Genomic DNA, 12,020 nt, shown 5'->3' with positions numbered 1-12,020 from the left:
CTCCGGCCCCTGGTCACGACCGGGGGCCGGCCGAGGGCGACAGTAGGACAATGTCGATGCGTACGCAAGGATCGGGAGGCGCCACCCCGGCCCCCAGGAGGGCTCCAGGTCGCCCCTGAGCAGGCATTTCTCACTGCTACGAAGAATCGACGAAGAGTCACGACTTCAAGATCGAAGAGAGCTCCATGTGTGGGCATGGAAAAGCCCGGCCATCCAAGGGTTCTCTTGGTTGCCACCGCCTCGTACCCTGGGTTATGGCCTGGCCGTCCCGGTTCGATGGGACCGAGCCTGCCCCTCACTGTGCCCGAAGGTCCCTTCGGCGGGCGGCGGAATCCTCGGGCACCCTGAAGAAGGCGACATCATGCGAACGCGCAAGGAAGACAGCGTCGAACTGTGGAGCCAGCTGTCCGTACTCGTCGCGGAGGTCGGCACCACCCTGGACCGGCGACTCTCCGAGGACTTCGACCTGGGCCTCACCGACTTCCTCGCCCTGCGGGCACTGTGCAACGGCGACCCGGCGGGCATCCGGATGAACGAACTCGCCCAGCTCCTCGGCCTCAACCAGTCGTCGGCCACGCGCGCGGCCCAGCGCCTGGAGGCCCGGGGGCTCGCCGAGAAGGCGGCCCACGCCGGTGACCGCAGAGGTGTGGTGGTCCGCGTCACGGAAGCCGGCCGGTCCGTGGTCGCGGACATCGGCAACCTCTTCCGCCGCGAGGTCGGCATGGCACTGGAGGTCGCCTCCGTGGACAGCCGCACCAGCTCGGTGGTCGCGAGACTGCGGTACGCGCCGACCCTCGACCAGTGACGCGCCCGGCGCCACGTCCACGCCCACCCCCACCCCCCGTCGCGATCGAACGGGGGGCTTTTTCTTGCCCCCAGATCCTTGCGGAAGCAAGAAGAACCTGAGCCGTTTCAGCCATCCCGACGCGACGAGACCGAAGAAGACATACAGGTAAAGCAGCTTTAACCCTCTTCGTCCGATCCCTTATCGGCCATCCGCCACAGTCGAACCTCAGGCCATTCCTTGCGTGCGCAACGACCCATGTGTCAGGGTCTTGTCGGCGACGGGGGCAGGCCACGGTGAAGTGGCCACATCTCGCGCAGGCGGCCCAGAGGGCCTTGCCGCGCGGACACTCAAGCGAGCTGCCCCGACCGAATTCGCGACGGACCCGAACCGAACTCTTCGTCGGAGGCGGAACCCCTATGCAGCAGGAAACCCTGACCACCCGGCACAACGACGGCCTCTTCGCCGTGGGCAACCCGGTCACCCACTGGTCCGTGCAGACCAGCAACCCGGTCCAGTACGAGATACGTGCCTGCGAGAACCTGCTCGACCCGGCGAACTCCACCATCCTGGAGGACGCCCCGGGCGGCGGCGGCCAGCGGCGCTTCGTCGTCACCGACCAGGTGGTCGACTCCCTGTACGGCGACCGTATCCGCGCCTACTTCGCGCATCACGGCGTGGAGCACCACGTGCTGGTGCTGGACGACGGCGAGACGCACAAGTCGATGCACGCGGTGCTGCGGGTCACCGAGGCCCTCGACTCCTTCGGCATCGACCGCAGGCGGGAACCCGTCATCGCCGTCGGCGGCGGCGTCCTCATGGACATCGTCGGCTTCGCCGCCAGCCTCTACCGGCGCTCCACGCCGTTCATCCGCATCCCCACCACCCTGATCGGCCTGGTGGACGCGGGGGTCGGGGCGAAGACCGGCGTCAACCACAACGGGCACAAGAACCGTCTGGGCACCTACTTCCCGGCGAACCGCACCCTGCTGGACCGGTCGTTCCTGGCCACCCTCGACGAACGGCACATCAGCAACGGCCTGGCCGAGATCCTCAAGATCGCCCTCATCAAGGACGCCCGCCTGTTCGACCTGCTGGAGCAGCACGGCGCCGACCTGCTGGGCGCCCGGCTCCAGAGCCCGGCGGGCATCGGCCTCACGCCGGCCGACGTCCCGGTGGACCAGCGCCTCGCGGCTCACGGGCTGCACCTCGACCCCGCGACCGAGGTGGTCGAGCGGGCCATCCAGGGGATGCTGGAGGAGCTTCAGCCCAACCTCTGGGAGAAGGTGCTGGAACGGGTCGTCGACTACGGCCACACGTTCAGCCCGACCATCGAGATGCACGCCCTGCCCGCGCTGCTGCACGGCGAGGCCGTGGCCGTGGACATGGCGCTCACCACCGTGATGGCCGAGCGGCGCGGACTCGTCAGCGCCTACCAGCGTGACCGTGTCCTCGGGGTGATGGCCCGTCTGGGCCTGCCCTCGTGGCACCCCCTGTGCACGCCGGAGGTGCTCGGGGAGGCGCTGCGCGACACCGTGCGCCACCGTGACGGCAAGCAGCGGCTGCCGCTTCCGGTCGGCATCGGCAGCGCGGTCTTCGTCAACGACGTCACCGAGGCCGAACTCGGCGCGGCGGCCGAGGAGCTCGGGCTGCTCACGGCGGGTGTCTCCCGGTGACCGTCTCCGCCGCCTCCCGCCCCGGGACGGTCACCGTCCCGGGCGCGGGCGGCCCTCGCGGCTTCCGCTCGGTCGCGGCCGTGGCGGGCGCGGCGACGGTCCACGGCGTCCACGGAGCCGCCGGGCGCACGCACTGGAAGTGCTTCGCGGGCCGCCGTCAGCTCGACTCCGCCACCGAGGCCGTCGAGTGGGCCTCCATCCCGCCGGGCGGGCTCAGCGGGGAGCACCGGCACACCCGTACCGAGGAGATCTACCTCGTCCTGCACGGGCGCGGGGAGTTCCTCTTCAACGGCGTCCCCCACCCCGTGGGTGCGGGCTCGCTCGCGCTGACGGCCCCCGGCAACGTGCACGGGCTGCGCAACACCGGGCACACCGACCTCGACTGGTGGGTCATCGAAACGCTCGCACCCGGCACCGACGCCGTCCTGTCCGGAACCGGCCCCAGCCATCCAGGAGTTCCCCCCATGGGCGACGCAGTCATCCACGACCTCTTCGCGGAGCGGACCGTCTCCACCGACGGCGTCTTCTCCGGCCCGCTGCGCCGGGTGGAGACCGTCGAACTCGGCACGGGCGGGCGGACGGAACTGGGCTCGCCCGACGCCGAACTCGCCGTGTTCGTGCACAGCGGCGCGGGCCGGGCCACCGCCGGCGGCGCCACGGCCGACCTGTCGCCGGACACCTGCGTGACCCTGGGCGCGGGCTCGTCCACCGTCTTCGAGGCGGCCACCCCGCTGCGGCTGCTGGTCGTGACGCTGGCGCTGCCGGGCCGCTCCGTGGAGGCGTCGTGATCATCTCGACGACCGCCGAGGCGGTACGGGTCCCCTGGCCCACCACCGGGGCGGAGGCCGCGTGGAGCTGCCTGGTGCGCCGGGGCATGCTGCACAGCGAGTGCGAGGCGGTGGAGCACTGGACGCTCCCCGCGGGCGCCGTCCTCGCGGCGACCCCCGAGCACGGCGTGGAGGAGGCGCTGCTCGTCCTGGAGGGGGAACCGGTGCTGGTCACGGACTCCGGCGAACACGTCCTGCGCGCGGGACGGCTGGTGCTCGTCCCGCACGGCTGCCGGGCACGGCTCCTGACGGACCGGGGCCCGGCGCGGCTGATCACCGTACGCGCGCTCGCGGCCTCCGTCTCCGACCGGCTGCCGCCCCGGGTGCCCGAACTGGCCGCGTCCTGAACGAGAGACAGCACCCGGAAGACCGAGGACACGAGGAACCGTGGCCGAGCCGCACGAAGACGCAGAGCACTCCGCCGACCACCCCGAACAGGTCTCCCGGCTGTGGACCCGGGTCGTGCCGATGTTCTCCCTGTTGCAGACACAGCTCGACCGCACCCTGACGGTCCGGCACGGCATCGGCGTGGGACCGCTGATGGCGCTGGGCGTGCTGGTGCGGGAGCGGCCGGACTCCGTGGCCGTGGGGGGTGTGGCCCGGCGGCTGGGGGTGAGCGACTCGACGGCGAGCCGGATGCTGGAGCGGCTGGAGCGGTCGGGCTGGACCGTCAGGGTCGCCTGGCCCTGCGACCAGCGGACCACCCGGATCGCGGCCACGGACGCCGGGCTCGCGCTGTGGACCGGCGCCAGCCGGACGCTCGACCGTGAACTGGACCTGGCGTTCCGGCGGTTGCGGTCCGACGAGAAGTACACGCACGTCGTGGCGCGGCTGTGCCGCACGGGGGACGAGCCGCCCGCCCGCTGACGGATGGGCGGACGTCCGCTCAGGAGGCCGGCGCGGGCCAGGCCGCCATGGCGTACGCGGCGACCCTGCGCAGTTCCTGCGCGGTCGCGCCGTCCCGCGCCTGCTGCGACATGCCCTGGACGACGGCGGCGAAGTAGACGGCCAGGGCCCGGGTGTCGGTCCCCTCGGGGAGCGCCTCCCGGGCCTTCGCGTCCGTCAGCCGCTTCTCGAAGGACCGTACGTTCGCCACCCTGCGGGCGCGCATGTCCTCCTCGACGTCGGCGGTCCCCGGGGAGTAGTTGATCGCCGCGCTGATGACGAGGCAGCCGGCCGGGTGCTCGGGGTCGGTGTACGACACGGCCGCCTCGTCCAGCATCCTCGCGAAGCCCTTACGGACGTCGCTCTCCTGGTCGAGGGCGTTCTCCATGAACGCGCCGAAGGTGTCGCCGTAGCGCTCGACGACCTCGGTGAAGAGGGCGCGCTTGTCGCCGAAGGCCGCGTACAGGCTCGGCGGCGAGACCCCCATGGCGCCGGTCAGGTCGGCGATGGACGTGCCCTCGTAACCGTGCTGCCAGAACAGCAGCGTGGCCCGCACGAGCGCGACCTCGCGGTCGAAACTCCGCGGCCTGCCGCGCTTGGTCGTAGTCATGCACGGATTTTACAGCGATCGCTAATAAAATCGGGTACGCTCCTTCCATAGTCATCGCTACAGAATTTGGACGCGAAAGGGAGCCCATGGGCGCGCTCGCAGGAAAGACAGCACTGGTGACCGGCGCAAGCCGCGGGATCGGCCGGGCGATCGCCGAACGGCTCGGCGCGGACGGCGCCTTGGTGGCCGTCCACTACGGGCGCAACGCCGCCGCGGCCGACGAGGTCGTGGACACCATCCGGTCCAAGGGCGGCGCCGCCTTCGCGGTCCACGCCGAACTGGGCCGGCCCGGGGACGTGGAGGCCCTCTGGGCGAGCTACGACCGCCAGGTCCTGGACCACACGGACGGCCCCGACCTCGACATCCTGGTCAACAACGCCGGCATCACCCCGCGCGGCGAGATCGGGGACACCACGGCCGAGGCGTTCGACGAGGCGGTCGCCGTCAACATGCGCGCCCCCTTCTTCCTCACCCAGCAGGGGCTGGGGCGCCTGCGCGACGGCGGGCGGATCATCAACACCTCGTCGGGCGCCACCCGGATCGCGCTGACCGACATCATCGCCTACGCGATGACCAAGGGAGCCGTCGACGCCTTCACCCTCACCCTCGCCAAGGCGCTCGGCGGACGCGGCATCACGGTCAACTCGGTGGCCCCCGGCATCATCGACACCGACATCAACGCCTCCTGGCTGCGCGGCAACGCGGCGGCCGAGGAGTCCGCCGCCGCGCTGTCGGCCCTCGGCCGGGTGGGGCGCCCCGAGGACGTCGCCGACATCGTCGCCTTCCTCGCCTCCGACGACGCCCGCTGGGTGACGGGGCAGACCATCGACGCCACCGGCGGCTCCCAGCTCTGACCGCCAGGCGGGCCGTCCCGGACGGGACCGAGGCCAAGCACGGGTGTCAACGGGGACACCGCGATCACACGCACACCAGACACTCTGCCGCCGGAGGCCCCATGCACGTCGTCATCGCCTGGTGGGACAGGCGCCGCACCGCCGAAACCCGCACCCCGTCCGGGAAGCCCGACGTCCATCCGGCGGGCCCCGCCTCCTGCGCCGGCGAGTTCCCCGGCCTGTGCACCAGCCGCTGGCTCACCGACCCGGGGGCGGACCGCCAGGGCCTCGCCCTGATCTGGGACTCCCTCGCCAGCGCCGACCTCTCCCTGCCCACCATCGCCCAGCGCATGTTCGGCTGCGCCCCCTCCCACCGCTGGGGCTTCGACTTCGACGACACGGCGCCCTCGCGGGGAGACGTCCCGGGGCTGCCGATCGGACCGGAGCTCCTGCTGCGCCTCTGACCGCGCCGCGCCCCGGCGTCAGCGCGAACGCGTCAGGCTGGTCGGGTCCCCCGACGTCCCGAAGCCGTCCTCCTTCACGGACAGGGTGTCGGTCCTCGACTCGGTGAGGGTGTAGACGTTCCCCCGCAGGCACAGCACGCTCGCGGACGGGTCCGTCGCGGTGCTCGTCACCGACTCGAAGACCATCGTCCTGCCGTGCACCTCGCGCAGGGCGAGCGTCTCCGTGCAGCCGATGTCCTCGCCGGTCCTGGCGTCGGTGACATGGCTGACCTGACGGCCGGCGATGTCACCGCGGACGGCCGCGTGAAGCGTGAGCGTGACGGTCGTCCCCGTCGTGTGCGCTTCGAGGACGTTGTCACCGGCCGTGCTGCCGGGCGCGGTGCCCTTCCAGGTCCCCGCCCAGGAGGCGGGGAGGGAGGGCGACGGCGACGGGGAGGACGGCGGGGACGTACGGCCGTCCCCGTTCGGGGCTCCCCCGCCGCCGCCCGGCCACAGAAGTGCCGTGACGGCGGCGGCGGTCACGATGCCGCCCGCCACGAGAAACGGGACCGCTCGCCGTCGCGGGGCACCCCCGGCGGGCGGTTCCGGGCCGGTGACAGGAGGGCGGTACGCGCCTGACGATCCGTACGCGGTCCCCGGCGCCGTCCCGCCGAACCCCACCGGCGCCCCCGGCAGCCGAAGAGTCCCCGCCCCCTCCGACAGCGCCCCCGCCTCCGCCTCCCGCGCCGCGATGTCCCCCTCCAGCCCGGGAATCAGCGCCGCCCCCCAGCCACCCCCGCCGCCGAGTTCCTCCACCACCTCGTCCGCGGTGGGCCGCGCCCCCGGCGACTTGTCCAGGCAGGCCGCCAGCAGGGGCACCAGCGACTCCGGCACCCCGTCCAGCACCGGCTCCGTGTGGACGACGCGGTACAGCAACTGCGCGGCCGACGGCTCCTCCCCCGGCCGCAGGAACGGCCCCGTCCCGCACGCCGCGTACACCAGGACGGCCGCCAGGGAGAAGACGTCACCGGCCGCACCGGACACCCCGCCGCCCGCCTGCTCCGGCGCCATGTAGCCGGGCGAGCCGATGACTCCCCCGGTGCTCGTGTGCCGGGTGGCGTCGGCGGCGCGGGCGATGCCGAAGTCGATGAGCAGCGGATGCCGCCGGGCCAGCAGGACGTTGGACGGCTTCACGTCCCGATGCGCGAGCCCAGCCCGGTGGACGGCCCGCAGCCCCTCCCCGAGCTCCGCCGCCAGCGCCCGCACCGCCCGCTCGGGCAGCGCGCCGTGCCTCCGCACCCACTCGGAGAGGGCCGGCGCGGGCACGTACTCGGTGGCCAGCCACTGCGGACGGTGTCCCGGCGGGCTGAAGTCCACGACGGCGACCGTCCACGCCGACCGCACCCGGTCACTGCTCGCGATCTCCCGCGCGAACCGCTCCTCGAACCCGGGGTCGAGGCCGAACTCGGCGCGTACGGTCTTCAGCGCGAGCGGACGCCCGGACGGCGTGCGGGACAGGTACACCTGCCCCATCCCGCCCGCCCCGAGCCTCGCCAGCAGCGGATACCCGCCCATGTCCGAGGGGTCCCCGGCCTCCGGACCCCGCATCCCCGATTCGTTCAGGCTCATACCGCACACGATCTCATTCACATCAGCTCATACGCCACCCACCCCCGGCTCACCCCACGGCAGCCGCCTTCCGCCGGACCTTGACCGGCACCCCCACCGGCGCCGGGGCGGGCTTCCGGGCCCAGGTCTTGAGGGCGACGGCCGTCGCGGCGGTGACCAGGGCCCCGAGGGCGACGGCGAGGACGAGGAGCAGCGGCCGGCCCATGTCGCCGACGGCCAGGAGGCCGCCGTAGGGCATGGTGAGCGTGGCGCCGAAGGCCATCGTCAGGGCGCCGGTGACGGCCCCGCCCGCGATGCCCGCCGGGATCACCCGCAGGGGGTCGGCGAGGGCGAAGGGCACGGCGCCCTCGGGGACGAAGGCGGCGCCGAACAGCCAGGCGACCTTGCCGTAGGACCGTTCGGCGGGGGTGAAGAGCCTGCCCCGGACGAATGTGGCGAGGGACATCCCGAGCGCGGGGACCATCCCGGCCGCGACCACGGCGGCCATCATCGTCATGTCGGTCGGGTTGAACTTGTCCGGGTCGGGCCCGCTCACCCCCACGACGCCGAAGGCGATGGCCGCCTTGCCGATCGCGCCGCCGAGGTCGCAGCAGACCATCAGGCCGAGGACCGCACCGGTCAGAACGAGGTGGTGGAACTCCAGCCACACCAGCTCGCCGTGCAACCACCCGGTCAGCGCGTTCAGTTGCTCCCCGGCGAACGCGATGATCAGCGCGGCGGTGACCAGAGTCGCCAGCAGCGGCACCAGCACGTTCGCGGCGATGTCCCGCAGCGCCGGGGGGACGGAGATCCGTACGAGCGCGAGGGTCGTCCCGCCCGCGACGAGGCCCGCGAGCAGCCCGGCGAGGACACCGCCCTGGACGCCCATGGCGGCCATGCCGCCCAGCAGCCCGGGTATCAGCGCGGGCCGCCCGGCGATGCCGTACGCGAGGTAGCCCGCCATGGCCACCGGCAGGAAGGCCAGTCCGCTGGTGCCCAGTTGGAGCAGCAGCGCGGCCCAGGTGTGGGGCTGGGTCCAGTCGGCGGCGGCGAGGATGCGGTCGGCGGTGTCGGTGAGGCCGGGGCCCGATATGACGAGGGCGAGGACGCTCATGGCCGCGGCGATGCCGGTGAAGGGGGCGAACCAGGGGACTCCGGCGGCCGGCCAACGGCCGGTGCGCAGGCCGACGGGCGGGGTCGGGGCGCCGGCCCGCCGGGGAGCGGAGGGGTGACGGGGGCGGGAGGTCTTGCGGGGGCGGGACATGGGGGCTCCAGGCGGAGAGTCGGAGAGAGGGAGGCGCCACGCGGGCGCCTGACCGGCCGGGCGGATGCCGGGGTCGCCGGGCGGAAGCCGGGACCGCCGGGCGGATGCCGGCCGCCTCGGGGAAGCGGCCGGCATCGCAGGGGCTCCGGGAGGGGCCGTCACCTGGTGATGACTTCGACCCCCAGGTCCTGGGTGATCGCCGCGATGTTCACGCCGACCATGTGCTCCGTCGAGCAGTGACAGGGTCCGCCGGCCTGCATGACCACGCCCGAGTGCCCGCCGACGATCCACGCCCCGGACTCGGTGTCGTCGGTCGTGTAGATCGGGGCACCGGAGTCACCCGGCTGCGTGAGCTGCCCGTTGTCGTAGCGCGGCCAGTTCGTGCCGCCCTGGTCGTAGACGAAGCCCTTGCCGTCCTTGATGCAGGTGTTGCCTCCCGTGTAGCAGATGCTGAACCTGCTGTTGGAGATCGGGTGGCCGCAGTGGTTGAACGACACGGAGCCGCTCACGCAGACCTTCGTGCCGTTGTCGGGCACCTCCGTCCCGTGGACGAACATCGAGGCGCCGCTGCCGGCGAGTCCCCCGGTGAACATGAAGCTGTCGTAGGGCTTGGCCGTGTTGCCGGACATCAGCTCGGTGTCGAGGTCCTGGCTGCGGCGCGTGACCTGTCCGACCCAGTTGCCGAAGGCGCCGTTCTGCCCGCGGCTGTAGACGTGCGTCAGGTTGGCGTAGCAGTGCCCGGCGGTCGTCATGTAGAGGTGACCGGTGGCCCGCTGCTCGACGGCGAAGCCGGCCGTGCACTTGCCGGCCAGGGCGCCCACGCTCCCGACCAGCGCGGCGCCCGCCCAGAACGGCTGGGCGTCGGCGAACCGGCTGGTCTGCGGTTCGAGGCGGGCCTGCTGGAGGTCGATGTCCCCCGGGTAGGCGCTGGTCAGCGGCTTCGTGACGGAGTCGGGGGCGTCCGTGTAGACCGTCACCTTGTCGGTGGCGGCGTCGTACGAGGTGGCCACACCGTACTTGTCGGCGTCGCCGGTCCAGGCGCGGTCGGTGACCGCCGTGCGGATCTTGTCCAGGGTGTCCTTGCTGAACCGGCTGTCCTGGACGGTCGTCGGCGTGCCCGCCGGAAGCTGCTCCCGGACCTTGGCCTTGTCCGCGGCCGACGTGCCGGCGACGACCCTGAGGACCGTGCCGGAGTCGGCGACGCCGAGGACGGAGGGGGTGGTGGCGATATGGGCGAGCTGCTTCCACTGGCTGTCGCTGGGCGCCGCCGGCGCCGTCGCGGGGGTGGCCGACGGATCGGTGACCGACGCGAGGGCGACGGTCGGCGCGCCCACGGCCAGTACCCCGGCGGCGACCGCCGTCAGGACCAGCCGGATCGGGCGGTGTCTCAGATGCACAGCTCCTCGTTTCACTCAAGGCGAGTTGGAACGTGCGTAACGAGACCAGGGTTTTTTGACGACGGTCCGGCGGCCGGATCACGATCATCGGTCAGGGGGCGGCCGGTCGTGTGTCAACGGCGTGGCGTGACGAACGTGTCGTTCACGACGTACCCGTCGAGGCCGTGGAGTTCGCCGTACGCGATCAGGTCGCTGGTGCGGTTGATGAAGCCGCGTCCCGAGTAGTTGAGGGAGGTGTTGCACAGGACGCTGAAGCCGGTCAGCTCGCCGAACGCGGTGAGGAGCCGGGCGATCCCCGGGTTGGCCGCCGGGTCGACGGTCTGGGTGCGGGCGGTGCCGTCGACGTGGGTGACGGCGCGCAGTTCGGCGGAGTCGACGTGGCTGAAGTAGAGCATGTAGGGGTCGGGGACCCCGCCGCCGAACCAGCGTCCGGCGTCCTGTTCGAGGCAGATCGGGGCGATGGGCCGGTATCCCTCGCGCTGCTTGATCTTGTTGAGCCTGGCGGTCGTCCCGGCGGTGAAGGGGGCGGCGAGGATCGACCGGTTGCCGAGGGCGCGGGGTCCGATCTCCCAGCGGCCCCGCGCCCAGCCGATGATGTTCCCGTCCCGCAGGTGGCGGGCGACCTCGTCGTGGCACAGCGGGCGGGACTCGTAGCGGTGCTCGTCGAACGGGACGTCCTCGACGAACTCGCCGCCCGCGTAGACGTCCCAGTCGAGACCGGCGTCCCCGGTGTAGAAGTGCTGGGCGTCGATGGCGGTGCCGATCGCGGAGCCGCTGTCGTTGGGGCAGGGCGGGACGAACACGGCGGGGAAGAGGCCGCACTCGCGCCAGCGGCGGTTCCACTCGCAGTTGAGCCCGCAGCCGCCCGAGATCAGCAGGGGAAGACCCTCCGTCAGATGCTGGTGCGCGTACGTGGCGAACCGGTCGAAGATCGCGTCCGACAGGCGGGCGGCGAAGTTCTTGTACGCGTCGGTCTCCACGCCGATGTCGTGGAACGGGGAGTCGGTCATCCGGTTCTTGAGGGCGCCGGTGATGACGTCCCTCCGGCCGAGGATCGCGTCGATCGTCTCGGCCTCCGCCGGGGTCACGGGCCGGTCCTCGGCGAATCCGGCGAGCGCCATCTGCTTGCCGGCGTCCTGGAAGCGGACGAACTCCTCGTGCGGGCTGTACTTCGGGTCGGCGAGCGCGAAGCCGTAGGAGTACTTGTTGCCGGGGTAGGTGAGGACCTCCTTGAGGTGGGTGATCTCCCCGCGCTCGTCGATGCGGTAGAAGGAGCCGATGTTCCCCTCCCACACCAGGCTGTAGAAGGGCTGGTCCCGGCGGAACGCGGACATCCCGTAGGACGTCATGAGGTGGGAGCGCTCGTGCGTGGAGGAGAACAGGCGCACGCTCCTGCCGAAGAACCGGCCGGCCTCGTCGGTGATCGCGGCCGGCCCCACCCCGAAGTACCCTGCGCGCGAGGGCTGGTCGGTGGCCTGGGTGCCCTTGATCCAGCCGCTCACGGCGACGACGTCCGGCTGCCTGTCGAGCCGCTCCGCCGCCACGGCGAACACCTCGGCGGTCACGTTGCTGTAGCGGGCGAACGAGTCCTTCTCCGCCTCCAGGGAGAAGAGCAGCCTGCCGTCCTCGACGGCGGCGATCGCCCCGTCGTGGCCTTCCTTGAGGGAGAGAATCAGCACGGTGGTCCCTTTCT

General features: G+C 72.2%; 12 protein-coding genes. 7 read left to right on the top strand and 5 right to left on the bottom strand.

All coding sequences use genetic code 11. The annotated features are described in order from the left end of the window. Positions 1-361 precede the first annotated feature (361 nt). From ABZX85_RS09305 to ABZX85_RS09285, 5 genes are all read left to right on the top strand, one after another. On the top strand, positions 362-805 hold the full coding sequence (locus tag ABZX85_RS09305; RefSeq protein WP_355864077.1) for a MarR family transcriptional regulator: 444 nt from the start codon (positions 362-364) through the stop codon (positions 803-805). Between the two features lie 398 nt (positions 806-1,203). Then, positions 1,204-2,460 carry a sedoheptulose 7-phosphate cyclase gene (locus ABZX85_RS09300; RefSeq protein WP_355864075.1) on the top strand — a complete coding sequence of 419 codons (1,257 nt, stop codon included), beginning with the start codon at positions 1,204-1,206 and terminating at the stop codon, positions 2,458-2,460. Then, entirely contained in the window at positions 2,457-3,248 is a 792-nt protein-coding gene (locus ABZX85_RS09295) for a cupin domain-containing protein (protein WP_355864073.1), read from the top strand. Before ABZX85_RS09300 ends, ABZX85_RS09295 begins: the two co-directional genes overlap by 4 nt. Beyond that, the gene (locus ABZX85_RS09290; RefSeq protein ID WP_355864071.1) at positions 3,245-3,634 is read left to right on the top strand and encodes a cupin domain-containing protein; all 390 of its coding nucleotides are present in this window, start codon (positions 3,245-3,247) and stop codon (positions 3,632-3,634) included. The genes ABZX85_RS09295 and ABZX85_RS09290 overlap by 4 nt, the downstream gene beginning before the upstream one ends. A gap of 40 nt (positions 3,635-3,674) precedes the next feature. Then, positions 3,675-4,154: a MarR family transcriptional regulator gene (locus tag ABZX85_RS09285; protein WP_355864069.1), complete on the top strand. Its 480-nt coding sequence runs from the start codon at positions 3,675-3,677 to the stop codon at positions 4,152-4,154. Positions 4,155-4,173: 19 nt separating this feature from the next. Here ABZX85_RS09285 and ABZX85_RS09280 read toward each other — a convergent pair whose 3' ends face one another. Continuing rightward, entirely contained in the window at positions 4,174-4,782 is a 609-nt protein-coding gene (locus ABZX85_RS09280; RefSeq protein WP_355864067.1) for a TetR/AcrR family transcriptional regulator, read from the bottom strand. Between the two features lie 86 nt (positions 4,783-4,868). On the opposite strand from ABZX85_RS09280, the gene ABZX85_RS09275 reads away from it, so the two are divergent. Beyond that, positions 4,869-5,636, top strand: a complete 768-nt coding sequence (locus ABZX85_RS09275; RefSeq protein ID WP_355864065.1) for an SDR family oxidoreductase — start codon at positions 4,869-4,871, stop codon at positions 5,634-5,636. 101 nt (positions 5,637-5,737) lie between these two features. Next, complete coding sequence (locus tag ABZX85_RS09270; protein ID WP_355864063.1) at positions 5,738-6,079, top strand: hypothetical protein; 342 nt, start codon at positions 5,738-5,740, stop codon at positions 6,077-6,079. Positions 6,080-6,097: 18 nt separating this feature from the next. Here the strand turns inward: ABZX85_RS09270 and ABZX85_RS09265 are convergent, their stop codons facing one another. The 4 genes from ABZX85_RS09265 to ABZX85_RS09250 all read right to left on the bottom strand — a co-directional run bounded on the left by ABZX85_RS09265 (position 6,098) and on the right by ABZX85_RS09250 (position 12,006). Next, the gene (locus ABZX85_RS09265) at positions 6,098-7,687 is read right to left on the bottom strand and encodes a serine/threonine-protein kinase (protein ID WP_355864061.1); all 1,590 of its coding nucleotides are present in this window, start codon (positions 7,685-7,687) and stop codon (positions 6,098-6,100) included. A gap of 49 nt (positions 7,688-7,736) precedes the next feature. Beyond that, positions 7,737-8,930 (bottom strand): PTS fructose transporter subunit IIC, encoded by a 1,194-nt coding sequence (locus ABZX85_RS09260; protein ID WP_355864059.1) that lies wholly within the window; start codon positions 8,928-8,930, stop codon positions 7,737-7,739. A 158-nt stretch (positions 8,931-9,088) separates the two neighbouring features. Next, entirely contained in the window at positions 9,089-10,327 is a 1,239-nt protein-coding gene (locus ABZX85_RS09255; protein WP_355864057.1) for a hypothetical protein, read from the bottom strand. A 113-nt stretch (positions 10,328-10,440) separates the two neighbouring features. Continuing rightward, complete coding sequence (locus ABZX85_RS09250; protein WP_355864055.1) at positions 10,441-12,006, bottom strand: carbamoyltransferase C-terminal domain-containing protein; 1,566 nt, start codon at positions 12,004-12,006, stop codon at positions 10,441-10,443. Positions 12,007-12,020 lie beyond the last annotated feature (14 nt).

Source organism: Streptomyces sp. NPDC004539 (genome assembly GCF_040610055.1).
GTDB lineage: Bacteria > Actinomycetota > Actinomycetes > Streptomycetales > Streptomycetaceae > Streptomyces.
The sequence above is the reverse complement of the archived record's forward strand: the minus strand, read 5'-3'. Positions and strand labels throughout refer to the sequence as shown.

What these genes read in the sequence shown, in the direction of transcription:
- ABZX85_RS09305 (WP_355864077.1), top strand. Translation starts at nt 362, where the DNA reads ATGCGAACGCGCAAGGAAGACAGCGTCGAACTGTGGAGCCAGCTGTCC.
- ABZX85_RS09300 (WP_355864075.1), top strand. Translation starts at nt 1,204, where the DNA reads ATGCAGCAGGAAACCCTGACCACCCGGCACAACGACGGCCTCTTCGCC.
- ABZX85_RS09280 (WP_355864067.1), bottom strand. Translation starts at nt 4,782, where the DNA reads ATGACTACGACCAAGCGCGGCAGGCCGCGGAGTTTCGACCGCGAGGTC.
- ABZX85_RS09275 (WP_355864065.1), top strand. Translation starts at nt 4,869, where the DNA reads ATGGGCGCGCTCGCAGGAAAGACAGCACTGGTGACCGGCGCAAGCCGC.
- ABZX85_RS09270 (WP_355864063.1), top strand. Translation starts at nt 5,738, where the DNA reads ATGCACGTCGTCATCGCCTGGTGGGACAGGCGCCGCACCGCCGAAACC.
- ABZX85_RS09265 (WP_355864061.1), bottom strand. Translation starts at nt 7,687, where the DNA reads ATGAGCCTGAACGAATCGGGGATGCGGGGTCCGGAGGCCGGGGACCCC.
- ABZX85_RS09260 (WP_355864059.1), bottom strand. Translation starts at nt 8,930, where the DNA reads ATGTCCCGCCCCCGCAAGACCTCCCGCCCCCGTCACCCCTCCGCTCCC.